This is a genomic window from Nesterenkonia sp., assembly GCF_029265375.1.
Taxonomy (GTDB): domain Bacteria; phylum Actinomycetota; class Actinomycetes; order Actinomycetales; family Micrococcaceae; genus Nesterenkonia.
Genome location: NZ_JAJUJJ010000012.1, coordinates 44868 through 70143, shown reverse-complemented (window position 1 = coordinate 70143; position 25276 = coordinate 44868). Strand labels below are relative to the sequence as shown.

Sequence of the window (25276 nt, the reverse complement as noted above, 5' to 3'; positions counted from 1 at the left end):
GATATATCAATCGCCTGTCACAGGTGGAGTCTGGGGCGTTCGCCCTGTTGAGGAGGAGCTGCATGAGTGTACGGTCTCACCACTCGCTGGGCACCCGGGAAAAACGCCGGCCGCTGCGGGTGCTGACCTACGCGGGGGCGATCGTCGCCTTCCTGATAGGTTCCGGCTTCGCCACTGGACAGGAGATCCTGCAGTACTTCGCCTCCTACGGCTACTGGGGCATCCTGGGCACAGGAGGCCTTGTGCTGGCGCTGATGAGCTATGTGTGCGTGGAATTCTTCCGCGCCGGCCAGAAGCACCAGTTCGAGCGTCCCTCGCTTGTCTTTCGCCACTACTGCGGGAAGCATCTGGGCGCCTTCTTCGATGCCTTCTCCATCCTCTTCGTCTTCCTGAGCTTCACCGTCATGGTCAGCGGGGCAGGAGCAGTTGTGCAGGAGCACTATGGGCTCTCCCGCTACCTGGGGGGCGTGGGACTCGCCGTGGCCGTGGGTGCCACTGTGTGGTTCGGCCTGAAGAACCTGGTCGACGTCATCGGCAAGATCGGCCCGGTGATCGTAGTGGTCGCAGTGGTGCTGGGCATCGTGGGGCTGGTCAGGAGTCCGGAGAACCTCGCTGGGGTGCACGACCTTCTGCCCACCCTGGAGCTGACCCGCGCCTCGACCAACTGGTTCGCCGCCGGCCTGTCCTATGTCGGCTTCTGCATGCTGTGGCTGGCGGCATTCGTCACAGCACTGGGAAAGACTGCCACAAGCCAGAAGGAAGCAGCGGCCGGAGGCCTGCTCGGCGGAACAGCCTTCTCCCTTGCCTGCATCGTCGTCGGGCTGGGGCTGCTGGCCAATATCGAGCGAGTCGCCGGCACGGAGATCCCGATGCTGGTGCTGGCCCGGGATATCAGCCCGGCACTCGCCTCGATCATCTCGGTCATGATTCTGGTGGGCATCTACACGACGGCGATCCCGCTGCTGTGGACGGTCTCCTCCCGGTTCTTCGAAGACAGAACACCGGGATTCAGGTACTCGACGCTGGGCCTGGCGGCCGCCGGCATCGTGATCGGCCTGATCCTTCCCTTCTCCCAGATGGTCAACATCGTCTATGTGATCAACGGCTATGTCGGCGTTCTGCTGCTGGTGATGATGCTCATCTCCACCGGGCGGAGACTGTGGGCCCGCCGCAGCGGGGCCGAGGCCGCAGGCCGTCCGGCCGCTCAGACGTGACCCGGGGCCCCGGGCGCATGCCCGCGGCCCCGCACCGCGGCGTTCACCGGCGGAGGCTAGACTTCTGGGGTATGCCGACTGCGCCGATGGCCTCCAGCCTTGCCGATTACTGCTACACCGTCCTGCGGGATCGCCTGGTCATGCTGGACATCGCTCCCGGAGAGCCGATCCATGAAAGCTCACTGGCCGAGGAGCTGGAGGTCGGCCGCACACCTCTGCGCGAAGCGTTGAAGCGGCTGGAGACCGACCACCTGGTCGTCTTCTACTCCCGGCGCGGGACCTTCGCCGCTGCTGCCGATCTCAGCGACCTGCACCATCTCACAGAGATGCGCGCTATCCTCGAGCCGGCCGGTGCGCGGAAAGCGGCTGAACAGGCCAATGAGTCGCAGCGCGAGGAGCTGCGGACCCTGGCCGAGGAGATCAACAAGCTGATGGGCAGTCAGCCGGAGGCGCGGACCCTGATTGAGTATGACCTCGCCGCCCACCGGGCGATCTACCGGCTGATCAGCAACCCGCATATGCGGGAGACCCTTTTTCGGCTGGACAACCTGGCCACCCGCCTGTGGTGGTCAGTGATCCAGCGCGTCCCCTCGGTGGCTGACCACATCGCCGGCCACCGCGCCCTGCTGGAGGCAGTAGCAGACGGCGCGGCGGACCTTGCTGAGGAGCTCGCCCGGGAGCATGTCACCGAGTTCAACCGGAAGCTCCGGCAGGCCGTCGTCAGGGAGGACGTCGGCGGGTAGCCTCCGGACGCGCAGCCTGCCGGCGGTGCTGCCGGTTCTCAGTGGCCCCGCTGTATCCACTCCTCGAGCTTGGGGGATTCCTCGCCGATCGTGGTCGAGGGTCCGTGGCCGGTGTTGACCCGCGTCTCAGCCGGCAGATCGAACAGCTTGGTGCGGATGGACTCGATGATGGTGTCGAAGCTGCTGTAGGAGCGGCCGGTGGCCCCCGGCCCGCCCTGGAACAGGGTGTCTCCCGAGAACAGCACCGGCCCGCCCTCCAGGTTCTCGGCGAAGAAGCAGGTCGAACCCGGTGAGTGCCCTGGGGTGTGGATGGCCCGCAGCTGCGTGCCGGCCACGGTGAAGGTGTCTCCCTCAGCGATCTCCGCGTCCGGGGCGGCACTGTGGACCTGGTCCCACAGCATGCGGTCCTCGGGGTTGAGATGGGTCTGGCCACCGATGGCGTCCTGGACCTGAAGCACTTGACGAATGTGATCGTCGTGTCCGTGGGTCAGCAGGATCGCCGCCACCCTGCGCCCGCCCACTGCGGAGGTGACCGCATCGGCGTCGTGGGCGGGGTCGATGACGATGACCTCCTGGTCGTCGCCGACGATCCAGACATTGTTGTCCACCTGGTGGGTCTCGCCGTCGAGCGAGAACGTGCCTGAGGTCTCCAGATGCTCAATACGTGCAGCCATGCTTCTGTCTCCTTGGGTGGGGTAGTGGTCGGCTCAGGCGGAGAGTTCGACGACGGAGCGCAGAACGTCCCCGCGGTTCATGGTGTCAAAGGCCTCCTGCACCTGGTCCAGACGGATCCGCTCGGTGACGAAGGCATCCAGGTCCAGCCGGCCCTGCCGGTAGAGATCCACCAGCATGGGGAAGTCCCGGGAGGGCAGGCAGTCGCCGTACCAGGAGGACTTCAGGGCGCCGCCGCGGCCGAAGAGATCGATCATCGGCAGTTCGATGGTGAAAGCGGGATCCGGCACGCCGACCAGCACCACCCGGCCTGCCAGGTCCCGGGCGTAGAAGGCCTGCTTGTAGGTCTCCGGCCGGGCGACGGCGTCGATCACCACATCCGCGCCGAAACCGCCGGTGTGCTCCCGGATCGCCTCCACTGCGTCCTGCTCGGCGGAGTTCACCGTGTGGGTGGCGCCCAGCTCCTGAGCCTTGGCCAGCTTCCGCGGGTCGATGTCCACCGCGATGATGGTGGTGGCTCCGGCCAGCTTGGCCCCGGCGATGGCTGCAGTGCCGACTCCGCCGCAGCCGATGACGGCCACCGATTCGCCGCGGGCGACCTCTCCGGTGTTGATCGCAGCGCCGATGCCGGCCATCACACCGCAGCCCAGCAGACCCACCGCCGCGTTGGCGGAGTCGTCGACGTCCTCGATCACCGTGCACTGCCCGGCCGCGACGAGCGTCTTCTCAGCGAAGGAGCCGATGCCCAGGGCCGCCTCCAGCTCAGTGCCGTCGGTCAGGGTCATCTTCTGCTGGGCATTGTGGGTGTTGAAGCAGTACTTCAGCTGACCCTTCCGGCAGGCGCGGCACTCGCCGCAGACCGCCCGCCAGTTGAGGATCACCTTGTCGCCGACACGCACATTGGTCACGCCCTCTCCGACCTCGGCGACCCGGGCGGTGGCCTCGTGGCCGAGCAGGTAGGGGAAATTGTCTCCCACCTCGCCCTGCTGGAAGTGCTGGTCGGTCTGACACACGCCGCAGGTCAGGACGTCCACCACCACTTCCCCCGGGCCGGGATCGGGGACGACGATCTGGGTCACTTCGGCCGGTGCATTCTTCTCAGTGACGACGACGGCGTTGACGGTATGCGGCATGACGGGCTCCTCCGGTCACAAGTGCTTGAAGTGTCGATTCAGGTGATACATCCGAGTCTGGTCGAGACAGGGGCGCGGCACAAGAGCCGCGCCCGGACTGTCTGCACTGAGAGGTTGAGTCCGGGGCTTCAGGCACCGCGGGTAGGATGGTCTGCCGATGGCTGATCCCACGAATCCGCACGCTGGGCAGATGGACCCCTGGTCCACCGGTACGCCCGCATACCGCGCCGCGCTGCTCACCGGTATGGGCGGCACGCTGCTGGGCATCATCGCGGTGATCGCCGCCGCGTTCGCAGCCTCCGAATCTGCCGCCTCCACCATCCGGGTGACCGGCATGGCGCTCCTGGGAATCGGTCTGCTCAGCCACGTCATCGGCATCGGGCTGCGCAAGCGCCAAGCCGCTCAGATCATCCGGCAGAAGGGGCAGAGCTCATGAGCATCAGCACCGCGCGTCAGGGCCACACCTACCCGCCCGCGCCTCCGTACCAGGTCAGCCGCGAGACCATCCGTGAGTTCGCCGTCGCAGTCAAGGCCGACCACCCCGCGCACCAAGACCCGCAGGCCGCCCGCGAGCTGGGGCACCGGGACCTGATCGCCCCGCCGACCTTCGCGGTGGTGGCAGCCCAGCGCGCCGAGGCCGCCGTCGTCAACGACCCGGAAGCCGGCATCGACTTCTCCCGCGTCGTCCACGCCGAGGAGCGGTTCACCCACCATTCCCCGATCACCGCCGGGGACACCCTTTCGGCGCAGACCACCCTGGAGCGGATCCGCGTGATGGGTTCCGGGGCGATGGTCACCACCCGCACCGAGATCACCGCTGAGGACGGGGCGGCGCGAGCCACCGTGACCTCCTCGCTGCTGGTGCGCGCCGACGAGAGCGAGGAGAAGTGATGACCCAGCCGCATCGGTGGGACGAGTTGGAGAAAGGCCAGATCATCGGCACCCGTCGGATCGAACTCTCCCGCGCGGACCTGATCCGCTACGCAGCCGCCTCCGGGGACCACAATCCGATCCACTGGAATGAGCGCTTCGCCCGTGAGGTGGGACTCGACGGAGTGATCGCCCACGGCATGCTCACCATGGGCGCGGCCGTGGGGCTGGTCACCGACTGGGCGGGCGACCCGGCCGCCGTGGTCGACTATCAGACCCGCTTCACCTCTCCGGTCCCGGTGCCTGACGCCGCCAGCGGATCCCCCCAGGCCCCCACCGCTCTGCTGGAGATCACCGGGACTATCGGGAAGCTGGACCCGGACGCCTCCACAGTGCGCATCGACCTGAAGGTGGAGCTTCTCGCCGGCGAGGAGCGCACCCGCGTGATGGCCAAATCCCAAGCCCTGGTGCAGCTGTAATGACGTCGCCATCTGCCCGAAACAGCTCCCCGGCCTATAATCAGCTGATACTTTAATCAGCTGATACTTTCCAGCTCACCACCGAATGAGGAACCCAACATGCGCTACACCGCTCCCACCTCCGATAAGCCGTGGCTGACCGGACTCGCCCTGGCCTCAGCGGCTGCCCTGGCCCTGACCGCCTGCGGCGGCGACAACGACGACGAGGCCGGCAGCGAGGTGGACGCCGAAGCGCAGGTGGAGGCGGACGTCACCGTCGACGCCGACGTGACCACCATCAGCGCGGGCACCCTGCAGGTGTGCTCCGATGTGCCCTACCCGCCGTTCGAGTACTACAGCGACGAGGGCGAGGTGGTCGGCTTCGACATCGACGTTGCCGAAGCTATCGCCGACGCCCTGGACCTTGAGCTGGAGATCATCGAGTCCTCCTGGGACGGCATTGAGTCCGGTGTCGCACTCAATGCCCAGGACTGTGACCTGGCGATCTCCGGGATGACGATCACTGAAGAGCGCTCCGGCAATATGCTCTTCAGCGATCCCTACCTGGATGACAATCTGGGACTGCTGGCCACCGCTGAGTCCGGCATTGAGTCCACCGCAGACCTTGATGGAGCCACGGTCGGCGTGCAGACCGCCACCACGGGGGATGACTACGCCACCGAGGAAGGCATCGACGCAGTGGGATATGAGGACTCCGGCCTGATGCTGCAGGGTCTGGAGGCCGGGCAGGTGGACGCCCTGATCGGCAATATCTCCATCCTCGGCTACCAGGCCGGTGACTCCGATGAATACGTCTTCGTCGAAGAGATCGACACCGGCGAGCAGCTGGGCATTGCCGCTCAGCTGGAGAATCAGGAGCTCATCGACGCGGTCAACCAGGTGCTGGCCGAACTGGAGTCCACCGGCGCACTGGATGAGATCGAGCAGGTCTGGTTCGAGTCGGGCGAGACTCCCGAAGAGGCCGACGATGACGACGATGACGACGAGGACTGACCCGGCCGTCTATGGCGCTATCGAACCGTAAGCGGAGGCAGCTGAGCCTCGGCATCCAAGCAGCGGTGTTCGTCATCGCTGTGGCGGTGCTGACGGTGATCATCGACTGGGGAGCGGTCCAGCAGAGCTTCTTCAACCTAGAGCCTGTGGCCCCGATGTTCCCCGGGGTGATCACCACCGGACTGGTCAATACAATCCAGTACACCTTCTTCGGGTTCCTCTTCGGCCTGCTCGCCGGCACGCTGCTGGCGCTGATGCGCCTGGCCTCCTTCCCGGTCTACCGCTGGATCGCCACGGCGTATATCGAGTTCTTCCGCGGCATCCCGGCCATCCTGGTGTTCATCGCCTTGGGCTTCGGAGCCTCGCTGGCCTTCGGGCTGAACCTGAGCACGCTGCAGACCGCCGCCACTGCGCTGGCGATCGTGGGATCGGCCTATATCGCCGAGACCATCCGTGCCGGCCTGCAGGCGGTGCCCGCAGGTCAGGTGGAAGCCGCCCGGGCGCTGGGCATGCCGGCCTGGCGCGCCATGGTGAGCATCCAGATTCCCCAGGCCTTCCGCATTGTGCTGCCTCCGCTGACCAATGAGGCCATCCTGCTGACCAAGGATTCGTCGCTGATCTACGTGGTGGGCATGGCCGGCGCAGCCGCCGAGCTGACCAAGATGGGCCGCGACGGCATCACTATGTACCAGGCCGGCATGACTCCCCTGGTGGTGGCCGGGTTCTGCTACCTGATCATTACGGTGCCGCTGTCCCTGTTGGCCCGACGCCTGGAGGCACGCGGTCCGGCGAAGGCGTCGCGGAAGAAGAAGGTGAAAGCATGAGCGACGAGCAGGCAGCCGGCGTCGTCATCGAGGACCTCCACAAGTCCTTCGGCGACAATGAGGTCCTCAAGGGAATCAGCATGCGGGTTGACCCCGGCGAGGTGGTCTGCCTGATCGGTGCCTCCGGTTCCGGGAAGTCCACGCTGCTGCGCTGCGTGAACCGGCTGGAGGATCCCGATGCCGGCCGCATCACGGTCGGGCAGTTTGAGGCCACCGACCCGGATGTGAACCTGGACGCCATGCGACGCCGGATCGGCATGGTCTTCCAGCAGTTCAACCTCTTTCCGCATCTGAGCGTGCTGGAGAACTGCACCTTGACCCCGCGCCGGGTGCTGAAGCAGTCGGCATCCGAGGCGGAGGAGGAGGCGCTGCGCCAGCTGGACCAGGTGGGGCTGAAAGACCTGGCCGACCGCAGGCCCGCGCAGCTCTCAGGGGGGCAGCAGCAGCGGGTTGCCATCGCCCGGGCGCTGACCATGAAGCCGCAGCTGATGCTGTTCGACGAGCCGACCTCCGCGCTGGATCCGGAGACTGTCGGGGACGTGCTGACCAGTATGCGCAGCCTGGCCGAGGCCGGTATGACGATGATCGTGGTGACCCATGAGATGGGCTTCGCCCGCGAGGTCGCCGACCGCGTGGTCTTCATGGACCAGGGCGTGGTGGTGGAGGAGGGCCCGGCCCAGGAGGTCATCGGCGATCCCCAGCAGCCGCGCACCCAGGACTTCCTGCGCAGAGTGCTCAACCCGCTGGCTGAGTAGCGGCCCGGCGCCGTCGTGCCGGGCGCCCAACCGGATTGAACATAATATGACAGATTATGAAGTATGTTCACCGGTGCCGACGGTGGTCGTCCGGTAGGCTGAGCTGAGCATCGCGAGACGCGGTCGTCACGATCCTTATCGGGCCGCGCACCAACCCCATGTTCACGGGTGGTCAGGATCATGGATGCGGCCTGCTCCTGGCGCTGAGTGCGTCACTGCTCGGAGTGGGCAAGAGCAGCATCGAGAGGACACCGGAGCCGATGAGTCCCCCCGTGCCAAGGCGCTGACGCGCGCCGATTCGCGGTCCGACGGGACGGACCGCTCCTCACCTCGCCCCGAACCCATCTTTCAGTGCAGGCCGCCGTGCCTGCGCGCCCACTAGGAGGATTCCCTATGCCCGCACGCACCCGCGCAGCCGCCTCAGTCCTGGCAGTAGCCCTGCTTGCCGCCACCGCCTGCGGAGGCGGAGGTGAGACGCAAGCGCTCCAGGAGGACCAGACCTCGTTCACCATCGGGGTCGCCAACGAACATGAGGCCCACCGGGAGCTGGCCCGAATCGCCGAGGAGGAGCTCGGCTATGAGGTGGAGCTGGTCAACTTCACCGACTACAACCAGCCCAACCCGGCGCTGACCAATGGCGACCTCGACGCCAACTGGTTCCAGCACATCGCCTTCCTTGCCGAGCACAATGTCAGCTCCGGCGATAATCTGCAGCCCATCGCGCCCACTGAAATCGTTCCGCTGACGCTGTACTCCAATGAGTATGACGACGTCGAGGAGTTCTCCGACGGCGACGTCGTGGCCATCCCGAATGATCCGGTCAATCAGGGCCGGGCGATCAATGTGCTGGTCGCCGCCGGCCTGGTGGAGCTCGCCGAGGAGACTCCCCAGCCGGAACCGCGCCACGTGGATGAAGCTGCCTCCACCGTGGAGCTGCACCCGGTGGATGCTGCGCAGACTGTCAACGCCCTGCAGTCCGTGGAGGGCGCGGTCATCAACAACAACTTCGCGCAGGATGCCGAGCTGGATCCGCTGAATGATGGGATCTACGCCGACGACCCCTCCGATCCCTCGGCGTTTCCCTACATCAACGCCTTCGTGGTGCGCGAGGACGACGTGAATAACGAGGCGCTGGCTGAGATTGCCGCGCTCTATCACGATGAGCGGGTGCTGGAGATCATGGCCGAACGCTCCAACGGCACCTCCGTTGCGGTCGACGATGTCAGCGCGGAGGAGCTGCAGCAGTCCCTGACCGAGTACGAGGAGGCGCTTCAGGAGGGACAGTGAGGCGCTCGGCAGCTTCTGACACCTACGCATCCCCAGATACCGGCTTCCCGAAAGGAAACAGCCTGTGAGCGCATCGTTCGCCAGTGGTCCCCAGGCGCCGGGAGACCCGCTGATCGAACTCAGCGGCGTGACCCGCACCTTCCGCACCGGCAGGAGCAGCTCGGTCACCGCCGTCGACAATGTCTCCTTCACTGTGCGGACCGGGGAGGTGTACGGCGTCATCGGATTCTCCGGCGCTGGGAAATCGACGCTCATCCGCCTCATCAACGGGCTGGAGCGCCCCACCAGCGGTACTGTCCGAGTCCTGGGCCGGGACATCTCAGGGCTCTCCGAGTCACAGCTGCGTCACGTGCGGCGCCGGATCGGCATGGTCTTCCAGCAGTTCAACCTCTTCTCCTCCCGCACAGCGGCGGGGAATGTGGCCTACCCCTTGAAGGTGGCCGGATGGTCTCGCGCTGAGCGGGAGAAGCGGGTCGCAGAGCTGCTGGAATTTGTGGGCCTGTCGGATAAGGCCGACTCCTACCCCGAACAGCTCTCCGGCGGACAGAAGCAGCGGGTGGGGATCGCCCGGGCGCTGGCCGCCAAGCCGGACATTCTGCTGGCCGACGAATCCACATCCGCGCTGGACCCCTCCACCACGGGCGAGGTGCTGCGGCTGCTGCGCAGGGCCAATGAGGAGCTGGGTATCACCATCGTGGCCATCACCCATGAGATGGAGGTGATCCGGGCGATCGCCGATCGTGTGGCGGTGATGGATGCCGGCCGCATCACGGAGGAAGGGCTGGTCTACGACGTATTCTCCAGCGTGCGCGAAGAGCACCAGGGCAGCTTCGTAGGCTCCGCGCTGAAGGACCGTCCCACCGCTGAGGACCTGCAGCGGATTCGCGCCGGCACGTCCGGGCGTCTGGTGACGGTCTCGCTGAAGGATTCGTCAGCTGTCAGCGCGACTCTGGGGCGGGCCGGTCAGTTCGGTGTGACGTTTCAGATCGTGCACGGCGGAATGAGCACCACCAAGAATGCCTCCTACGGCTTGCTGACCATCGCCGTGGAAGGGCCCGACGAGGCGACGCAGGGGTTCATCGACCAGCTGGCCGCGGTCAGCCCTGTGGAGGAGGTGAAGGAGCAGTGATCGAGCAGTACCAGAACTTGGACTGGAGCTACTACGGGCCTGAGCTGTGGAGCGCCACCCAGGAGACGCTCTACATGGTGGCGTTTACGTTTGCCATCAGCGGCGGCATCGGGCTTGTCCTGGGGATGCTGCTCTACACGACCCGTCCCGGAGGGCTGCTGGCCAATGCAGGCGTCTATTGGACGCTGAACACCGTGGTCAACACCATCCGTCCCATCCCGTTCATCATCCTGCTGGCTGCGCTGCAGCCGATGGCGCTGCAGATCATCGGCACGGGGATCGGAAATGACGTAGTGATCCACGCGATGGTGTGGGCCTCCACCTTCGGCATCGCCCGCATTGTGGAGCAGAATCTGGTGAGCATCGATCCCGGGGTGATCGAGGCGGCGCGCGCCATGGGCGCGTCCAGACTGCGGATCATCCTGACTGTGATGCTCCCGGAGGCCTTCGGGCCGCTCATTCTGGGTTACACCTTCGTTGTCATCGCGTTGATCGACATGTCGGCGCTGGCGGGCATCGTCGGCGGCGGTGGACTGGGCAATTTCGCCATCACGGAGGGCTACCAGCGTTTCCGCCACGAAGTCACCTGGCTTGCAGTAGCAGTGGTGGTCGTGATGGTGCAGCTGCTTCAGATTGCCGGAAACCTTGCCGCTCGAAAGGTGCTGCGACGCTGAGCACTGCGCCGACCCGCGGGCTGCTGCGCCGGTAGGCTGGGGGAGTGACCACCGCAGATTTCCCCATCGTCGCCCCGGCCGCGCCGCGGCTGTTCAGCCAGCACACCACTGCCCGGGTGGGCGGTCCCGCCGGGGACTGGATCGTCGCTGAGAATGAGCACGATGCCCTGGATGTGCTGCAGGCCCATCCGCTGCCGGCTGACAGCGTCCGTGAGGCTGGCGAGGACACCCTGCTGGTCCTCGGCGGCGGGTCGAACCTCCTGGTGGCTGACGCCGGCTTCGGCGGCACTGTGCTGCAGCTGGCGTTCTCCGGGATCAGCGCAGAGCCGGTGGAGACCGAGGCGGTGGAGATCACCGTCGCCGCCGGCCATGACTGGGACGCCGTGGTGGCCTGGACGGTGGAGCGCGGCCTCACCGGCCTGGAGGCGCTCTCCGGGATCCCCGGGGCGGCCGGCGCCACCCCAGTGCAGAACGTCGGCGCCTACGGCGCAGAGGTCTCCCAGACCCTGGTGGACGCCCGCGTCTGGGACCGCGCAGAGGAAGAGCTGGTGGTCCTCTCCGCCGAACAGATGCAGTTCGGGTACCGGGACTCTGTGCTGAAGCGCACCACCGTGGCCGGCTCGCCGCGCTATGTGGTGCTCTCGGTGCGGTTCCGGCTGACCCACCGTGCAGGTGAAGCGCTCTCGGCTCCGGTGCGCTACGCCGAGTTGGCCCGAACCCTGGGCCTGGACCCGGAGGCGCCGGAGGATCAGCGGCGCGCGCCGCTGCAGAAGGTGCGGAACGCGGTGCTGCAGCTGCGCGCGGGCAAAGGCATGGTGCTCGATGAGCAGGACCATGACACCTGGTCCACCGGCTCCTTCTTCACCAACCCGATTGTTCCGGCGTCAGCTGCCGCGCAGCTGCCCCCGCAGGCCCCCCAGTTTCCAGCGGGAACGGACGACGACGGCGAACCACTGGTCAAGCTCTCCGCCGCCTGGCTGATCGACCGGGCAGGCTGCGGCCGCGGGTTCGGGGCCGACCTGGTGGACGGGCGCGCATCCCTGTCCACCAAGCACACCCTGGCGGTGACCAACCGGGGCGATGCCCGCACCGAGGACCTGCTCACCGTGGCCCGCGCCGCCCGAGACCGCGTGCGTCAGACGTTCGGCATCACCCTGCATCCGGAGCCGGTGCTGATCGGCTGCAGCCTCTGATCCGCCACGTGCCGGTCCGCGGAACAGGCCTGCTCCTTTCGGTTCGGCGACCAGCCGATCGTCGATAAGCTCAGTTGCCAGCGCACCTACACCGAAGGGGAGGATCCGTGAAGCTTGCTACTCTGCGCCGCGACGGCGCGACCGTTGCCGCTCGGCAGGAGGGTCAGGACTGGGTCGTCATCGACGGTGTCGCCTCCGTGGGCGAGCTGGTGAAGACTCAGGACTGGCAGGCCACCGCTGCAGCGGCCGACGGTGAGCGTCTCCCGGCCGCCGAGGCGCAGCTGGAGGCCGTGGTGCCGACCCCGGGCAAGGTCATCTGTGTGGGATTGAACTACCGCAGTCACATCCAGGAGATGGGCCGGGAGCTGCCAACGTACCCTACCCTGTTCGCCAAGTTCCCCGAGACCCTCACCGGGCCGTTCGACGACGTCGTCGCCGTTGAGGAGGATCCCGAACTGGACTGGGAGGGTGAGCTGGTTCTGGTGGTCGGCTCCGAGGTCTACCGCGCCACGGAGGAGGAAGCGGCCTCGGCTATCGCCGGCTACACCGCGGCCAATGACATCTCCATGCGCGGCTGGCAGTTCCGCTCCTCTGAATGGCTGCAGGGCAAGATCTGGGCCAAGTCCACCCCGCTGGGACCGGTGATGGTCACCGCCGACGACTTCGACTACCAGGCCTCGACCCTGCGCACCCGGGTGAACGGGGAGGTCATGCAGGAGCACTCCACCGGAGACCTGGTGTTCACCCCTGAGCAGCTGGTCGCCTACATCTCCACCATGCTGCCGCTGAAGCCCGGCGATGTGGTGCTCACCGGAACTCCCGGCGGTGTGGGCCGGGCCCGCGACCCGCAGGTCTACCTGAAGGCCGGCGACACTGTTGAGGTGGAGATTGAGGACATCGGTTCGATGAGCTCGCGTATGGTAGAGCCCTGAGCCGGCTGTGCCTATGTGTCACGAAACGTCATAGAGAAATGCCGCTGCGGCACGCATCGTTGTGCTCGCTATGGCACAGATGAGTCTTCCCGCAGCCGATACCCCCACGGTCTACATCATTCACGACAACCCCGAATGGATCCCGCCCTTCGCCGAGGCTCTGGAGGCCGAAGGGGTTCCGTTCTGCGAATGGCTGCTGCCTGAGACGATTCTGGACCTCTCCGCCGAGCCGCCGCAGGGGATCTTCTGGTCCCGCCTCTCCGCCTCCTCCCACACCCGCACCGACCCGCACGTCAAGGACTACGGGCGGGCCGTGATGGCCTGGCTGGAAGCCGCCGACCGGACGGTGCTCAACCGGAGCGGAGGTCTACGAGCTGGAGGTCTCCAAGATCCGTCAGCACCGCGAGCTCTCCCGCCGCGGATTCGACGTTCCCCGCACTGTGGCGGTCTTCGGCCATCAGCAGCTCGCCCAGGCTGCGGAGACCTTCACCCCGCCGTTCATCACCAAGCACAACCAGGGCGGCAAGGGCCTGGGTGTGCGGCGCTTCGACTCTCACCAGGAACTCGCTGCCGCCGTGAAGGACTTCGCCCCCGGGGGCGAGAATGAGTCGATTGACGGGATCATCCTGCTGCAGGAGTACGTCCAGCCTGCCGAGCCATTCATCACCCGCTCTGAGTTCATCGGCGGGCAGTTCCACTATGCGGTGAAGGTCGATGTCTCCGGCGGGTCCTTCGAGCTGTGCCCGGCGGACGCCTGCCAGGTGGGGCAGCCGGGAATCGCCGCAGCCGTCTGCTCGGTGCCCGAACATGACCACACCGACGACGACGCCGCAGCCGCCGCGCCGCAGTTCCAGCGGCGCGAAGACATCACCGCACAGACCCCGCTGATCACCCGGCTGGCCGCTCTGCTGCAGGAGCACCAGATCCAGCTGGCCGGAGTGGAGATCATTGAGACCGCCGACGGCCGGCAGGTGGTCTACGACATCAATACCAACACCAACTACAACGCGGCAGTGGAAGAGGGCGAGCGTGAAGCGGGACGGCTGCCGGCCACCCGGGCGATCGCCCAGTTCATGGCCGCGCAGCTTCAGGCCGCCTACCAGACGGCCTTCGCCTGAACGGCTACGGGCTCTCCCCGGTTCGCACCGGGCGGTCGGGATCCCGCGACCATTCGCTGAAGGATCCTGGGTAGAGCACCGCGTCGAAGCCGGCCAGCTGAAGAGCCAGCAGGGCGTGGCAGGCATTGACGCCGGACCCGCAGTAGGCCGCCGTGGGCCGCTGCGGGTCCACCCCGTGTGACAGGAACCGCTCCCTGAGCTGCTCCGGGGCCAGGAAGCGTCCGGAATCATCAAGATTGCCCGCCGTCGGGATGCTGAGCGCCCCGGGGATATGCCCGGGCCGCGGGTCCAGAGGCTCCACCTCACCCCGATAGCGCTCAGCCGCGCGGGCGTCGATCAGGGTGCCGCGCTGCAGGAAGCTGGCGACGTCGTCGATGTCCAGCTGCTCCAGGTGGTCCCCGGTCAGCGTCACAGTGCCTTCAGCCGGCTCCACCGCCCCGGACTCGAGCTCGAACCCGGCTGCTTTCCAGCCCGCCAGAGCGCCGTCGAGCACCCGCACATCGGTCACCCCGGTGCTGCGCAGCAGCCACCAGGCCCGCGCGGCGGAGGTGTTGCCCGCTGCGTCATAGACCACCACGGTGTCGCCGTCGTGGATGCCCCAGCGGCGGGCGGCGGCCTGAAGCCGGGTCAGACTCGGCAGCGGATGGCGCCCCCGGGTCAGCGGCAGCCCCGGCTCGGAGAGCTCAGTGCCCAGGTCCACGTAGACCGCGCCCGGAATATGGCCGGCCCGGCAGTCCTCCCGGCCCTCAGGCTTGTCCAGCTGCCAGCGGACATCTAGGATGCGCAGCCCTGATGCGCCGTCGGCAATGCGTCGATGCAGTTCCTCAGGTGTGATCAGAGGGGTCATGCCACTGACTGTACAGTGCTGCCCGGGAACTGCTCAGAGCTGGCCGATAGTGATCATCAGCATGCGGCGCAGCGGCTCCGCAGCGCCCCAGAGCAGCTGGTCGCCCACAGTGAAGGCGGAGATGTACTCCGGGCCCATCTCCAGCTTCCGGATGCGGCCCACCGGGATGGTCAGCTCACCGGTGGCGGCCACCGGAGTCAGCTGATTCATGGTGGCGTCCTTCTCATTGGGCACCACGGAGGCCCATTCGGTGCCGGAGTCGATGATCTGCTCGATCTCCGAAACCGGGATGTCCTCGCGAAGCTTCAGGGTCAGCGCTTGGGAGTGGGAGCGCAGCGCGCCGATGCGCACGCACAGCGACTCGAACGGGATGCTCTCGCCGCGCCGGGTCACCCCGGGGGCCAGGTTCTCGCCGCGGCCGAGGATCTTGTTCGTCTCGACGCCGCCCTTCCACTCCTCCTTGGAGACGCCGTTGCCCAGGTCCGCGTCGATCCAGGGGATGAGCGAGCCCGCCAGAGGCACACCGAACTGGGAGGCGTCCAGCTCGCCGCGCTGGCTGGCCAGCACTTTGCGGTCGATCTCCAGGATGGCGCTGGCCGGATCACTGAGCTCGGCGGCGACGGTGCCGTGCAGATCGCCGAACTGGGTGAGCAGTTCGCGCATGTGCTTCGCGCCCCCGCCGGAGGCCGCCTGGTAGGTCATAGCGGTGCCCCACTCCACCAGGTCCTGCTTGAACAGTCCGCCCAGGCCCATCAGCATGCAGCTGACGGTGCAGTTGCCGCCGACGAACTCCTTGACTCCAGCTTTCAGTCCGGCGTCGATCACGTCCCGGTTGATCGGGTCCAGCACAATGATGGAGTTCTCCGACATCCGCAGTGCGGAGGCGGCGTCGATCCAGATGCCGTCCCATCCGGCGGCGCGCAGCTTCGGGTAGACCTCATTGGTGTAGTCCCCGCCCTGCATGGTGACGATGATCGGCAGCTTGGCCAGGGTGTCGATGTCGTAGGCGTCCTGCAGCGTGGTCTCCTCGGCGGAGACGCCGTCGAACTCAGGTGCGGCGCCGCCGGCGTTGGAGGTGGAGAAGAACACCGGGTTGATGTGGGCAAAGTCGCCCTCATCCAGCATGCGCTGCGTCAGCACGGAGCCGACCATGCCGCGCCAGCCGATGAGCCCCACCGACGGCGTCTGGCGCTCGCCGGTGGTCTGGGCAGAGGAGTCATCAAGCACAGAAGTCATAGTGCCCAGCGTAACGAACCTGGCGGTGAGCTATTCCCGGCGGTGCCGGGCTGCGGGCCGGACTCAGCGGCGGGCGTAGGTCTCGAACCGGTAGCCGATGCCGGACTCCGACTGCTGCCAGCCCTGCTCCGGAGCTGAGGAGATCAGCTGCCACTGCTCGGGGTCCAGCTCAGGCGCGTAGGTGTCGCCCTCGACCTGCAGGTCCAACTGGGTGATGGAGGCCACGCGCGCCAGGTTCTTCTCCAGGGCTTCGGCGTAGATAGAGCCTCCGCCCATGATCCACACTGCGGAGCTGGACTGGGTGTGGGCTGCGGCGGTGGCCACGGCCTCCTCCAGGGATTCGGCGGTCAGTGCGCCCTGGGCGCCCAGCTCGACGGCCCGCTCTGTGTTGGAGGTGACCACAATATTGGTCCGGCCCGGCAGCGGGCGGTAGGCCTCCGGCAGGGACTCCCAGGTGCGGCGCCCCATGATCATCGGGCATCCGTGGGTGACCTGCTTGAAGTAGGCCAGGTCCTCCGGCACATGCCAGGGCATGGTGCCCTCGGCGCCGATCACGCCGGAGGTGGTCTGGGCCCAGATGACTCCGACCACGGCAGAGGCGGGGGGCGTCGTCGTCATAGTTCTGTGCTCCTGAAGATCGAGGTCAGTGTCCAGCGGCGAGGGGGCGCAGGTTCTGTGGTGCGCGGTGGCGGCTCGATCCGTCTGGGCGGCTCAGACGGCGACTGGCGCCTTGATAGTGGGGTGGTGCTGGTAGTTGAGGACTTCGAAATCCTCATAGGCGTAGTCGAAGATCGACTCCGGCGTACGCTTCAGGCGCAGCTGAGGATAGGGGTAGGGGTCCCGGGAGAGCTGTTCGCGCACCTGGTCCACGTGGTTGTCGTAGATATGGCAGTCGCCGCCGGTCCAGATGAACTCTCCCGGCTGCAGGCCGGTCTGCTGGGCGAGCATGTGCGTCAGCAGGGAGTAGGAGGCGATGTTGAACGGCACGCCGAGGAACATGTCTGCGCTGCGCTGATAGAGCTGGCAGGACAGGGTCCCGTCGGCGACGTAGAACTGGAAGAGGATGTGGCAGGGAGGCAGCGCCATCTCCTCCAGCTGGCCGGGGTTCCATGCAGTCACCACATGACGGCGTGAGTCCGGCTGAGACGTCAGCTGCTCCACCAGCTGGCTGATCTGGTCGACGCTCCCGCCGCCGGGGGTGGGCCAGGAGCGCCACTGCACCCCGTAGATGGGGCCCAGGTCGCCGTCGTCGTCGGCCCATTCGTTCCAGATCCGCACTCCGCGCTCCTGCAGCCAGCGGGCATTGGAGTCCCCGCGCAGGAACCACAGCAGCTCCAGCGCCACGGCTTTGAAGTGCACCCGCTTGGTGGTGATCAGCGGGAAGGAGGAGGTGAGGTCGAAGCGGATCTGGCGGCCGAACACGCTGCGCGTGCCGACGCCGGTCCGGTCGGTCTTCGGACTGCCGTGCTCCAGCACATCGGCCAGCAGGTCCTCATACGGGGTGGGGATTGCGGAGCTCACAGCGTCATCCTACCGAGGCGCCGGCCCGGCCGCGCTGCGCCGTGCCGGGACCACCCGGTCTCCGCTCAGGCCAGCAGCGCCTGGTTCCTGCGGTACTCCGGATAGCGGGACAGGTAGTGGTCGATGTAGGTGCATTCGGAGGTGAACTGCTTGCCCTCCGATGCCAGCTTCTCCAGCAGCAGGGTGACCAGGGCCCGGGCGTAGCCCTGCCGGCCGAAGCGTTCGTTGACGATGGTATGCATCAGTCGCCACACCGGCTCGCCGCCGATGGTCTCCTCGGTGTAGCCGATGAAGCCGATGAACGTGCGCTGCCCGTCGATGGTGTCCCACAGCTCGGCGCGGCACCGGTCGGAATCGATGTGCAGCTCGGCGGTGGGGTGGACGTTCTTCTGCTGGCTCATGCATCCAGGCTATCGGCGCATGTGAGGTGTGTCACGGTTCCCGCGGTGCCGGGGGAGTCAGTCCTCGAAGGGGTTGTAGATCTCCAGGGACACGATCCGCCCGCCGAGGTCCATGGCCTGCTGGGCCACCACCACCCCGCCCGGGCTGAGATAGGGGTCCTTGTCAGGCAGGGTGGAGGCCAGCTCGGGCTCGCGAAGCCAGCGGGAGAGCTCCTCCAGGACGATGGGCAGCACGGGCCGGTGGGTGCACACCAGGGAGGGCTGGACCCATTCCAGGGACTTGCGCACCCGCGAGGCCGTCTTCCGCGGTGACTGCCGGGCGCGCTTCTCCGTCAGCGGCTTACGGTATTTGATCCGGTGGCGATGCTTCTTCACATACGGCGCGATGGTTTCCGCACAGCGCTTCCACGGGCTGCAGTGCAGCTGGCGGGGCCGCCAGGCCGTCAGCAGCCGCTCCACCGCTTTGGCCTGCCGCTTGCCGGTGGCCGCCAGCGGCCGCTCGGACTCAGCCTTGGACCAGGAGGAGCGCGGCTTGGCTTTGGCGTGGCGCAGCACAATGAACGGCACCGTGCGCAGCTGGTGCGCCTCGTGCAGCCGCTCCAGCTCGTCCAGGGGCGCGCAGTCTCCCTCATTGGTGAGCATCTCGCGAGCCTGCTGCGGAGTGACCCAGCGGACGTCGTCGGTCTCCTCGCCGTCGGGGCGGGGGCGGCCCTCCAGAATCTCGGCGGCCCAGTACCAGACTGCCTTGCTCCGGGCCTGCGTGCCCTGCCGGGTCTGTTTGGTCACCGAATACCGGGTGATCGGCAGCGGGACGCCCAGCCGCATCTTCAGCCCGATCTCCTCGCTCACCTCGCGGACGGCGCACTCCGGCAGCGTCTCTCCGGCGTCGAGCTTGCCCTTGGGGAAGGACCAGTCGTCATACCGGGGCCGGTGGATCAGCAGCACCTGCAGCTCGCCTTTGTGCAGTCGCCAGCACACTGCTCCGGCGGCCAGGATCTCTGCATCGATTCCGACGTCGTGCACAGTGGCGGTGCGGCGGCGGGGCACCTCGGCCAGAGCCTTCGATTCGGTCACGACTGCAAGATACCAGGCGCTCCCGGAGGGAACTCATTCAGGCTGTTCGGCGGCACTCACTCAGGCTGCTCAGCGTGCTTCGGTGTGACCTGATCGGCCGGGGCGTACTGCACGTCAGTGGTCCAAACGGTGAACCCCAGCTTCTGGTAGAGCCGAACCGCTGCGGTGTTCCCGGCATCCACGTAGAGCATCACCGCGTCGACCTGGCGGCTGCGCAGGTGCTCGATCCCCGCCAGGGTCAGCGCAGCCCCCAGCCCACGGCCCTGCGCCTGAGGCGAGATCCCCACCACATAGACCTCACCGAGGCGCTCGCCGGCCTCAGCGGGATGGATCTTGGTCCAGTGGAAGCCCAGCAGAGTCTGGCCCTCCCAGGCCAGCAGGAAACCGGCGGGGTCGAACCAGTCCTCAGCCATGCGGGCGGCGAGATCCTCCATGCCCAGCCGGCCCTGCTCGGGGTGGTCGGCGAAGGCCTGGGCGTTGACCCTCAGCCAGTCCTGCTCGTCGGCGCCTGGCCGGAAGCTGCGCAGCTGGACTCCCTCCGGAAGCGGGCGGTGCGGCAGCTCCACCGAGTTCTCCAGGCGCATGCGCCACAGCTCGCGCACCGGCGACCAGCCGAAGCGCTGCGCCAGCTGGGGCGCCCCGGGGTGGCCTCCATGGGCCCAGGCTCGGTGCTGGGCCGCGGCCGACTCCGGCAGCACGGTGTCGCTCAAGGAGGCGGCCAGCTGGGCACCGATGCCGGAACCCCGGTGATCGGGGTGGACGGCCAGTTCGGTGAGCAGCTCGCCGCCGGCGTCGGGATGCTCGGGCTGTTCATCCACGACGACGGCAGCGCCGAGCAGCTGCCGGGCCGGCTCGCTGGCGCCCTCGGGGCCCCAGACGCACAGAAGCTTCAGCTGCTTCGGCCCCGCGTGCTCCGACCCAGCGTGCACCGACCCAGCTCCGGCGCGGCTGCGCCGGAGCTGCAGCAGGGTCTCCTCGGAGAACGGCGGAGCGCCGTCGGCCGTCTGCGCGGCCTCAGCCAGGGCCTCCACCGCCGCGGCTGTGCCGGGCTCCACTGGGCCGGTGAGTACCTCCACGTCCCAGGAGGCGTCGGAGGGTGATCCTGCGGCGGGGGATCCGGCAGACGGAGGCTGGGCCTGGTTGCTCATATCCCTACCGTATCGGCCACGCCCCCGAGCTCCCCGGGAACTTACGTGTCGGATGGGCCCAAACTCGGCCGCAGAAGGGGGCAGTTTGGGCCCATCCGACACGTTGAACGGGGTGGGTGGCTGAAAGTGGGGTGGGGCCCGAAAGCTGGGCAGCCGGGGAGGTGCGTGGGTGCGGCAGCCGGGGCGGGTCAGGAACCGCCGGGGGCCGCACCGGGATCGGTCTCCGTCGGCGCATGCTGCGCCGGGCCCTCCGCCATCAGCCGGTAGCCCACATTGCGCACGGTGCCGATGAGTGATTCGTGCTCCGGCCCCAGCTTGGAGCGCAGCCGCCGAATATGAACATCCACCGTGCGGGTGCCGCCGAAGTAGTCGTATCCCCATACATCGTGCAGCAGCTGGTCCCGGGTGAAGACCTGGCCAGGATGCAGGGCCAGGTGCTTGAGCAGCTCGAACTCCTTATAGGTCAGGTTCAGCAGCTTGCCGTGGATGGTGGCCATATAGGTGGTCTCGTCGATCACGATCGCCCCGGCCCGGATCTCGCCGGTCGGGCTCTCCTCTTCGGCCTCCACCGAGGCCAGGCGGATGCGCGCGTCCACCTCGCCGGGACTGGCGCCGGTGAGCACAAAGTCATCGGCCTGCCACGTCTCGTTCAGCGTGGGCAGACCAGCCTCAGAGACCACCAGGATCACCGGTGCTGCGGTGGCGGATTTCACCAGCTGGCACAGCGAGCGGGCGTGGGCCAGCTGAGTGCGAGCGTCGATCAGGGTCAACTCTGCCTGCGGGGCCCGGACGATCGAGGAGGCCTCCGCCGGAAAGCTCCGCACCCGGTGGTTGAGCAGCTCCAGGGACGGCAGAGCATCCTCCGGGGAGTCCGAGAGCAGAAGCACCTGAGCCATCGGTCTGCCCTCCGGAGTCCCTGTCATCGGTCGTCCCTGAGTATAGCCCGCTGACCGGGGGTCGCCTCTGGCAGGATGGGTCAGGTGAAGTATGCCCCTGTCGCCCTGGCCGCACTCAGCGGTGCAGCCGCGCTCGCCGTCGCCGCCTGGCTCGGTGTCGCCGCGCTGACCGTGGTGGTCTGCGCGCTGTGCGCAGTGGTGGCCGTGGGCTGGCCGCAGCTGATGGGGGTCACCGCTCGGCGCTCCCTCTCGGCGGTGATCTTCAGCGCCGGTGTGGTCGCCGCAGTGGGCGCAGCCATTGTGAGCCGGGTCGACACCCTGTTCTTCTGGTCCTCAGTGGCGCTGGCCTTCGGAATCATGGTGGTCTTCCTCATCCAGGTGCTGCGCGGCACCGGACAGCCCCACCGGTTGGAGTCCACCCTCGGCGCCTGCGGGGGAGTGGTGGTGACCACCACTGCGGCCGGTTGGGTGGCCGGGCTGCGCTATCCGGCCGGGATGGCCGGGGCCGACGGCGACGTCGGCCTGGGACTGCTGCAGGTGCGCGGCCTCTTCCCCTACGAGGAATGGGGATTCCTAGGGGTCACCGGCCCGGGAGGAGAGCTCTCAGTGGTGACCCTGGCCGCTCTGGCGCTGCTGGCGGGATCGGCGGCCGCCTGCCTGCCGCTGCGCGATGCCGTGGCCCTGCCGGCCACGGTGGCGGCCTCCTTCGCCGCAGCGCTGTGCACCACCCTGCTGTGGGGAGAGCTGACCCTGCTGTTCTCCGCCGCGCTGGGCCTCGCATCCGGGGCGCTGCTGGCCAGCTTCCGCCGCTTTCTGGTGCTGCAGGGCCCCCCGTCCGGGCTGGCCTCCCAGCTGGCGGTCGGGGCAGCGCCCATCGCCGCCACCGGGGCGCTGGTCTACTTCACCGAGCGTCTTCTCTTCGCCTGAGCCCGCCGCCGCTCAGGTAGACTTCCGGCCATGACAGACGCACAGATTCTCGCGCTGGAAGTCTTCTTCATCGGGCTGCTGGTGCTCTCAGTGGTGACCATCAGCTGGATCGCCTGGGTTGTCCTCTCACGGCTCTACAAGGGTCAGCGCTGATCCATTGACTGCCGTGCCCTACCAGTCACCGCTGCTGCAGACGCCCGGCGCCGTCGCCGCCGCGGGGGCCGACGCTCCCGTCGCCGGCCACTATGGGCAGCCGGTGCCGGAGCAGCGCGCGCTCGAGGCCGGCCGTGCGGTGGTGGACCTCTCCCACCGGGCGGTGGTGACCGTCACCGGCGAGGACCGGCTCTCCTGGCTGACCACCCTGTCCTCCCAGGAGGTCTCCGCACTGGCTCCCGGGGAGGCGACGGAGCTGCTGCTGCTGGATATCTCCGGGCGGATCGAGCACGACGCCGCCGTCGTCGACGACGGTGAGACCGCCTGGCTCATCACCGAAGCTGAGCACGGACCGGTGCTCGCCCAGTGGCTGGAGTCGATGAAGTTCATGCTGCGGGTGGAGGTCACCGAGCGCACCGGCGATGTGGCCCTGCTCGGCTCCACCGCCGCGCTGCCGGAGGACCTGCCCGGACTGCTGCCGGTGGTGTGGGAGGACCCGTGGCCGCGCCTGGGCCCCGGGGCGGAGAGCTACGCCGCAGTGGAGGAGTCCGACCACCCCGCGGCCGACTACAGCTGGAGGCTCACCCTAGTGGAGCGGGCGCAGCTGGTGCACACCGTGGAGACCCTCCAGGAGCGGGACTGGCAGCTGGCCGGCGTGCACGCCGCAGAGGCGCTGCGCATCGCCGCCTGGCGGCCGCGCCTGGCCCGCGAGGTGGACGAAAAGACAATCCCGCACGAACTGGACCTCATCCGCACCGCCGTTCACCTGTCCAAGGGCTGCTACCGCGGTCAGGAGACGGTGGCCCGCGTGCATAATCTGGGCCATCCGCCCCGCCGGCTGGTGTTCCTCCACCTGGACGGCAGCGAGCATACGCTTCCCCGCGAAGGTGCGGAGGTGCTGGCTCCGGCCGAGGGAACGACGGCGACTCCCGAGTCCCTGGCGGGGGAACGGGCGGTGGGCACTGTGACCTCCGTGGCCCGCCACCATGAGATGGGTCCGATCGCCCTGGCGCTGGTCAAACGCCGCGTGGATCCGTCTGCACAGCTGGTGGTCCGCGACGCCGCCGGCACAGAGGACGCCGCATCCCAGGAGCAGGAGCCCCAGTTCAGCTTCTACGCCGCGGCCCAGGAGGTCATCGTCCGGCCTGATGCCGGCAAGACCGTCGGCCGGCCCCAGGGCGACTTCCTCCGCGGACGCCCCTGACCAGCGCGCCGGCCCGCATGCGCCGCGGTCGGACTCACTGCAGCAGCACGGTGGTCTGGGTTCCGGCCTGGGTGAAGCCCAGGCGCAGCGCGGCTCGGCGTGAGGCAGGAGACTCACCGGCGGCCCGCCACTGCGGAACCAGGCCGTCCATGAACGCCTCCTCCACCGCCACCGAGGCGATGAATTCCCCATAGCCGCGGCCCCGGTGGCCCGGGGCGGTGAGCACTCCCAGGTGGCCCAGCATCTTCTGCCACACCTGGCGGCCGGCGGCAGCGAGCACCTGCTCACCGGCGCCCTCCTGCAGCAGCGCGGCCGCCCAGGAGGCATCCACCAGACCCGATGCCGTGACGTCATCGGCCGGGGAGTCTGCCATCACCGCGGCGATATGCTCCGGATCGAAGCTCACCGCCACATCGGTGCGCGGCTGAAGCTGCGGCGGCTCCTCGCAGTAGAGCAGATGGCCCGCCCCCAGAATCCGTGCGCCGGGGTGGTGCATCCGGGTGGTCTGCAGCAGGGTGCGCTCAGAGCGCAGCTGCTCGGCGCTGAGCTCGCGGGCTGAAGCCACCACCGGCTCGGGGCCGGAGAGGATGCTGCGGTCGAAGAGCTGGATGAAGGAGACCGCGGCGGTGTCGTCGTTGATCACCTCGATCCGGTGGGCGGGATCTCCCGTCTCCAGGGCGTCGTCGAGCTGTCCCAGCATCCGCGCCCAGGCGAGATTGACGATCCGTCGGGTCTGCTCGGTCAGCGCCATGCCTCGACTCTACGCCGACACCAGCTCAGCGGCCGAAGAGGATCTTGGCCTCCTGGTACCGCTCGGCCGGAACCTCCTTGAGACCCTCCAGGGCGGCGCTGAGGTCCACCTTCATGATCTCGGTTCCCCGCAGGGCGGCCATATGGCCCCAGGCGCCCTCATGAACCAGGTCCAGGGCCTTGATGCCGAACCGGGTGGCCAGCACCCGGTCATATCCGGTGGGGTTCCCGCCGCGCTGGATATGGCCCAGAGTCGTATTGCGGGTCTCGATGCCGGTGCGGGACTCGATCTCTGCGGTGACCCATTCGCCGATGCCGCCCAGCCGCGGGCGGCCGTCGGCCTCCTGGCCCTTGCCGGCCAGTGCCTCATCGGCGCCTTCGGGGATGAACCCCTCGGCCACCACCACCAGCGGGGAGCGGCCGCGGGAGTGCACCTGCTCCACCCATTCGCAGACCTGGTCCATGCTCACCTGCTGCTCGGGGATGAGGATCGCATGCGCGCCGGCGGCCATGCCTGAGTGCAGGGCGATCCAGCCGACGTGGCGGCCCATGACCTCGGCCACCATGCAGCGGTGGTGGGATTCGCCGGTGGTGCGCAGCCGGTCCATCGCGTCGGTGGCGATCGAAATAGCGGTGTCGAAGCCGAAGGTGTAGTCGGTGGCGCGCAGGTCATTGTCAATGGTCTTCGGCACTCCCACCACAGGGATGCCGTCATCGGCCAGACGCTTGGCTCCGGCCAGCGTGCCCTCGCCGCCGATGGCGATGATCCCGTCGATGTCGTGGCGTTTCAGCTGGCGGGTAATTCCCTCCGGCCCGCCGCCGGGGTGGTTGTACGGGTGGGTCCGGGAGGTGCCCAGGATGGTGCCGCCCACTCGGGCCAGGCCGCGCACGTCCTGGCGGGAGAGCTCCACGTAGTCGGCTTCGATCACGCCCTTCCAACCGGACTTGAAGCCGACGAACTCGTCTCCGTAGGACTTGATTCCGTGCAGCACCGCGGAGCGGATCACTGCGTTCAGGCCGGGGCAGTCTCCTCCGGAGGTCAGCAGTCCGATGCGCATAGGTCACATTCCCTTCTACTCGCGTTCGCGAAACCGGTCACGTCC

The 25276-nt window shown here is 67.8% G+C and carries 29 protein-coding genes; 17 read left to right on the top strand and 12 right to left on the bottom strand.

The features are described 5' to 3' along the window. Positions 1-62 precede the first annotated feature (62 nt). A complete protein-coding gene (locus Q1K09_RS06840; protein WP_300344185.1) occupies positions 63-1214 on the top strand; it encodes a hypothetical protein in 1152 nt (383 codons plus the stop codon). A 71-nt stretch (positions 1215-1285) separates the two neighbouring features. Next, positions 1286-1957: a GntR family transcriptional regulator gene (locus Q1K09_RS06835; protein WP_300344184.1), complete on the top strand. Its 672-nt coding sequence runs from the start codon at positions 1286-1288 to the stop codon at positions 1955-1957. Positions 1958-1995: 38 nt separating this feature from the next. Here Q1K09_RS06835 and Q1K09_RS06830 read toward each other — a convergent pair whose 3' ends face one another. Together Q1K09_RS06830 and Q1K09_RS06825 are read right to left on the bottom strand one after the other, a co-directional pair. After that, positions 1996-2631: an MBL fold metallo-hydrolase gene (locus tag Q1K09_RS06830; protein WP_300344183.1), complete on the bottom strand. Its 636-nt coding sequence runs from the start codon at positions 2629-2631 to the stop codon at positions 1996-1998. Positions 2632-2664: 33 nt separating this feature from the next. Next, on the bottom strand, positions 2665-3762 hold the full coding sequence (locus tag Q1K09_RS06825) for an S-(hydroxymethyl)mycothiol dehydrogenase (protein ID WP_300344182.1): 1098 nt from the start codon (positions 3760-3762) through the stop codon (positions 2665-2667). A gap of 157 nt (positions 3763-3919) precedes the next feature. Between Q1K09_RS06825 and Q1K09_RS06820 the strand changes: the two genes are divergently transcribed. The 12 genes from Q1K09_RS06820 to Q1K09_RS06765 all read left to right on the top strand — a co-directional run bounded on the left by Q1K09_RS06820 (position 3920) and on the right by Q1K09_RS06765 (position 14016). Then, positions 3920-4198, top strand: a complete 279-nt coding sequence (locus Q1K09_RS06820) for a hypothetical protein (RefSeq protein ID WP_300344181.1) — start codon at positions 3920-3922, stop codon at positions 4196-4198. After that, a complete protein-coding gene (locus tag Q1K09_RS06815) occupies positions 4195-4653 on the top strand; it encodes a MaoC family dehydratase N-terminal domain-containing protein (RefSeq protein ID WP_300344180.1) in 459 nt (152 codons plus the stop codon). The genes Q1K09_RS06820 and Q1K09_RS06815 overlap by 4 nt, the downstream gene beginning before the upstream one ends. Further along, on the top strand, positions 4653-5111 hold the full coding sequence (locus Q1K09_RS06810) for a MaoC family dehydratase (RefSeq protein WP_300344179.1): 459 nt from the start codon (positions 4653-4655) through the stop codon (positions 5109-5111). Before Q1K09_RS06815 ends, Q1K09_RS06810 begins: the two co-directional genes overlap by 1 nt. Positions 5112-5210: 99 nt before the next feature. Beyond that, positions 5211-6104: an ABC transporter substrate-binding protein gene (locus Q1K09_RS06805; protein WP_300344178.1), complete on the top strand. Its 894-nt coding sequence runs from the start codon at positions 5211-5213 to the stop codon at positions 6102-6104. Positions 6105-6115: 11 nt separating this feature from the next. Then, the gene (locus tag Q1K09_RS06800) at positions 6116-6928 is read left to right on the top strand and encodes an amino acid ABC transporter permease (RefSeq protein ID WP_300344177.1); all 813 of its coding nucleotides are present in this window, start codon (positions 6116-6118) and stop codon (positions 6926-6928) included. Further along, positions 6925-7683, top strand: a complete 759-nt coding sequence (locus tag Q1K09_RS06795) for an amino acid ABC transporter ATP-binding protein (protein WP_300344176.1) — start codon at positions 6925-6927, stop codon at positions 7681-7683. The genes Q1K09_RS06800 and Q1K09_RS06795 overlap by 4 nt, the downstream gene beginning before the upstream one ends. Before the next feature lie 393 nt (positions 7684-8076). After that, positions 8077-8970 (top strand): MetQ/NlpA family ABC transporter substrate-binding protein, encoded by an 894-nt coding sequence (locus tag Q1K09_RS06790; protein WP_300344175.1) that lies wholly within the window; start codon positions 8077-8079, stop codon positions 8968-8970. A 64-nt stretch (positions 8971-9034) separates the two neighbouring features. Next, positions 9035-10099 carry a methionine ABC transporter ATP-binding protein gene (locus Q1K09_RS06785; RefSeq protein ID WP_300344174.1) on the top strand — a complete coding sequence of 355 codons (1065 nt, stop codon included), beginning with the start codon at positions 9035-9037 and terminating at the stop codon, positions 10097-10099. Beyond that, positions 10096-10773: a methionine ABC transporter permease gene (locus Q1K09_RS06780; RefSeq protein ID WP_300344172.1), complete on the top strand. Its 678-nt coding sequence runs from the start codon at positions 10096-10098 to the stop codon at positions 10771-10773. Before Q1K09_RS06785 ends, Q1K09_RS06780 begins: the two co-directional genes overlap by 4 nt. A 44-nt stretch (positions 10774-10817) precedes the next feature. Then, a complete protein-coding gene (locus Q1K09_RS06775) occupies positions 10818-11966 on the top strand; it encodes a UDP-N-acetylmuramate dehydrogenase (protein ID WP_300344171.1) in 1149 nt (382 codons plus the stop codon). Positions 11967-12073: 107 nt separating this feature from the next. Next, positions 12074-12898: a fumarylacetoacetate hydrolase family protein gene (locus Q1K09_RS06770; protein ID WP_300344170.1), complete on the top strand. Its 825-nt coding sequence runs from the start codon at positions 12074-12076 to the stop codon at positions 12896-12898. A 440-nt stretch (positions 12899-13338) separates the two neighbouring features. Next, positions 13339-14016: a hypothetical protein gene (locus Q1K09_RS06765; RefSeq protein WP_300344169.1), complete on the top strand. Its 678-nt coding sequence runs from the start codon at positions 13339-13341 to the stop codon at positions 14014-14016. A 4-nt stretch (positions 14017-14020) separates the two neighbouring features. On the opposite strand, the gene Q1K09_RS06760 is transcribed toward Q1K09_RS06765, so the two are convergent. The 8 genes from Q1K09_RS06760 to Q1K09_RS06725 all read right to left on the bottom strand — a co-directional run bounded on the left by Q1K09_RS06760 (position 14021) and on the right by Q1K09_RS06725 (position 21139). Beyond that, positions 14021-14863, bottom strand: coding sequence for a sulfurtransferase (locus Q1K09_RS06760; RefSeq protein ID WP_300344168.1), 843 nt, complete (start codon positions 14861-14863; stop codon positions 14021-14023). A gap of 33 nt (positions 14864-14896) precedes the next feature. Then, entirely contained in the window at positions 14897-16099 is a 1203-nt protein-coding gene (gene asd, locus Q1K09_RS06755; protein ID WP_300344167.1) for an aspartate-semialdehyde dehydrogenase, read from the bottom strand. Positions 16100-16162: 63 nt separating this feature from the next. Next, a complete protein-coding gene (locus tag Q1K09_RS06750) occupies positions 16163-16717 on the bottom strand; it encodes a dihydrofolate reductase (protein WP_300344166.1) in 555 nt (184 codons plus the stop codon). A 93-nt stretch (positions 16718-16810) separates the two neighbouring features. Further along, positions 16811-17620, bottom strand: coding sequence for a thymidylate synthase (locus Q1K09_RS06745; protein ID WP_300344165.1), 810 nt, complete (start codon positions 17618-17620; stop codon positions 16811-16813). A gap of 65 nt (positions 17621-17685) precedes the next feature. Next, positions 17686-18021: a GNAT family N-acetyltransferase gene (locus Q1K09_RS06740; protein WP_300344164.1), complete on the bottom strand. Its 336-nt coding sequence runs from the start codon at positions 18019-18021 to the stop codon at positions 17686-17688. Positions 18022-18078: 57 nt separating this feature from the next. Next, entirely contained in the window at positions 18079-19095 is a 1017-nt protein-coding gene (locus Q1K09_RS06735; RefSeq protein ID WP_366909117.1) for an NUDIX hydrolase, read from the bottom strand. A gap of 56 nt (positions 19096-19151) precedes the next feature. Next, positions 19152-20243, bottom strand: coding sequence for a mycothiol synthase (gene mshD / locus Q1K09_RS06730; protein WP_300344163.1), 1092 nt, complete (start codon positions 20241-20243; stop codon positions 19152-19154). Between the two features lie 188 nt (positions 20244-20431). Beyond that, positions 20432-21139, bottom strand: a complete 708-nt coding sequence (locus Q1K09_RS06725) for a response regulator transcription factor (protein WP_300344205.1) — start codon at positions 21137-21139, stop codon at positions 20432-20434. Positions 21140-21223: 84 nt separating this feature from the next. Between Q1K09_RS06725 and Q1K09_RS06720 the strand changes: the two genes are divergently transcribed. Genes Q1K09_RS06720 through Q1K09_RS06710 form a run of 3 tightly spaced genes read left to right on the top strand, consistent with a single transcriptional unit; the run spans position 21224 to position 23423 of the window. Beyond that, positions 21224-22066: a hypothetical protein gene (locus Q1K09_RS06720; RefSeq protein WP_300344161.1), complete on the top strand. Its 843-nt coding sequence runs from the start codon at positions 21224-21226 to the stop codon at positions 22064-22066. Between the two features lie 30 nt (positions 22067-22096). Further along, positions 22097-22219 (top strand): hypothetical protein, encoded by a 123-nt coding sequence (locus Q1K09_RS06715; protein WP_300344160.1) that lies wholly within the window; start codon positions 22097-22099, stop codon positions 22217-22219. Positions 22220-22232: 13 nt separating this feature from the next. Beyond that, on the top strand, positions 22233-23423 hold the full coding sequence (locus Q1K09_RS06710) for a glycine cleavage T C-terminal barrel domain-containing protein (RefSeq protein ID WP_300344159.1): 1191 nt from the start codon (positions 22233-22235) through the stop codon (positions 23421-23423). 34 nt (positions 23424-23457) lie between these two features. Here Q1K09_RS06710 and Q1K09_RS06705 read toward each other — a convergent pair whose 3' ends face one another. Both Q1K09_RS06705 and Q1K09_RS06700 read right to left on the bottom strand, forming a co-directional pair. Next, on the bottom strand, positions 23458-24174 hold the full coding sequence (locus tag Q1K09_RS06705; RefSeq protein ID WP_300344158.1) for a GNAT family N-acetyltransferase: 717 nt from the start codon (positions 24172-24174) through the stop codon (positions 23458-23460). Between the two features lie 25 nt (positions 24175-24199). Beyond that, a complete protein-coding gene (locus tag Q1K09_RS06700) occupies positions 24200-25231 on the bottom strand; it encodes a 6-phosphofructokinase (protein WP_300344157.1) in 1032 nt (343 codons plus the stop codon). Positions 25232-25276 lie beyond the last annotated feature (45 nt).

What these genes read in the sequence shown, in the direction of transcription:
- Q1K09_RS06840 (WP_300344185.1), top strand. Translation starts at nt 63, where the DNA reads ATGAGTGTACGGTCTCACCACTCGCTGGGCACCCGGGAAAAACGCCGG.
- Q1K09_RS06835 (WP_300344184.1), top strand. Translation starts at nt 1,286, where the DNA reads ATGCCGACTGCGCCGATGGCCTCCAGCCTTGCCGATTACTGCTACACC.
- Q1K09_RS06830 (WP_300344183.1), bottom strand. Translation starts at nt 2,631, where the DNA reads ATGGCTGCACGTATTGAGCATCTGGAGACCTCAGGCACGTTCTCGCTC.
- Q1K09_RS06825 (WP_300344182.1), bottom strand. Translation starts at nt 3,762, where the DNA reads ATGCCGCATACCGTCAACGCCGTCGTCGTCACTGAGAAGAATGCACCG.
- Q1K09_RS06820 (WP_300344181.1), top strand. Translation starts at nt 3,920, where the DNA reads ATGGCTGATCCCACGAATCCGCACGCTGGGCAGATGGACCCCTGGTCC.
- Q1K09_RS06815 (WP_300344180.1), top strand. Translation starts at nt 4,195, where the DNA reads ATGAGCATCAGCACCGCGCGTCAGGGCCACACCTACCCGCCCGCGCCT.
- Q1K09_RS06810 (WP_300344179.1), top strand. Translation starts at nt 4,653, where the DNA reads ATGACCCAGCCGCATCGGTGGGACGAGTTGGAGAAAGGCCAGATCATC.
- Q1K09_RS06805 (WP_300344178.1), top strand. Translation starts at nt 5,211, where the DNA reads ATGCGCTACACCGCTCCCACCTCCGATAAGCCGTGGCTGACCGGACTC.
- Q1K09_RS06800 (WP_300344177.1), top strand. Translation starts at nt 6,116, where the DNA reads ATGGCGCTATCGAACCGTAAGCGGAGGCAGCTGAGCCTCGGCATCCAA.
- Q1K09_RS06795 (WP_300344176.1), top strand. Translation starts at nt 6,925, where the DNA reads ATGAGCGACGAGCAGGCAGCCGGCGTCGTCATCGAGGACCTCCACAAG.
- Q1K09_RS06790 (WP_300344175.1), top strand. Translation starts at nt 8,077, where the DNA reads ATGCCCGCACGCACCCGCGCAGCCGCCTCAGTCCTGGCAGTAGCCCTG.
- Q1K09_RS06760 (WP_300344168.1), bottom strand. Translation starts at nt 14,863, where the DNA reads ATGACCCCTCTGATCACACCTGAGGAACTGCATCGACGCATTGCCGAC.
- asd (WP_300344167.1), bottom strand. Translation starts at nt 16,099, where the DNA reads ATGACTTCTGTGCTTGATGACTCCTCTGCCCAGACCACCGGCGAGCGC.
- Q1K09_RS06750 (WP_300344166.1), bottom strand. Translation starts at nt 16,717, where the DNA reads ATGACGACGACGCCCCCCGCCTCTGCCGTGGTCGGAGTCATCTGGGCC.
- Q1K09_RS06740 (WP_300344164.1), bottom strand. Translation starts at nt 18,021, where the DNA reads ATGAGCCAGCAGAAGAACGTCCACCCCACCGCCGAGCTGCACATCGAT.
- mshD (WP_300344163.1), bottom strand. Translation starts at nt 20,243, where the DNA reads ATGAGCAACCAGGCCCAGCCTCCGTCTGCCGGATCCCCCGCCGCAGGA.
- Q1K09_RS06725 (WP_300344205.1), bottom strand. Translation starts at nt 21,139, where the DNA reads ATGGCTCAGGTGCTTCTGCTCTCGGACTCCCCGGAGGATGCTCTGCCG.
- Q1K09_RS06715 (WP_300344160.1), top strand. Translation starts at nt 22,097, where the DNA reads ATGACAGACGCACAGATTCTCGCGCTGGAAGTCTTCTTCATCGGGCTG.
- Q1K09_RS06705 (WP_300344158.1), bottom strand. Translation starts at nt 24,174, where the DNA reads ATGGCGCTGACCGAGCAGACCCGACGGATCGTCAATCTCGCCTGGGCG.
- Q1K09_RS06700 (WP_300344157.1), bottom strand. Translation starts at nt 25,231, where the DNA reads ATGCGCATCGGACTGCTGACCTCCGGAGGAGACTGCCCCGGCCTGAAC.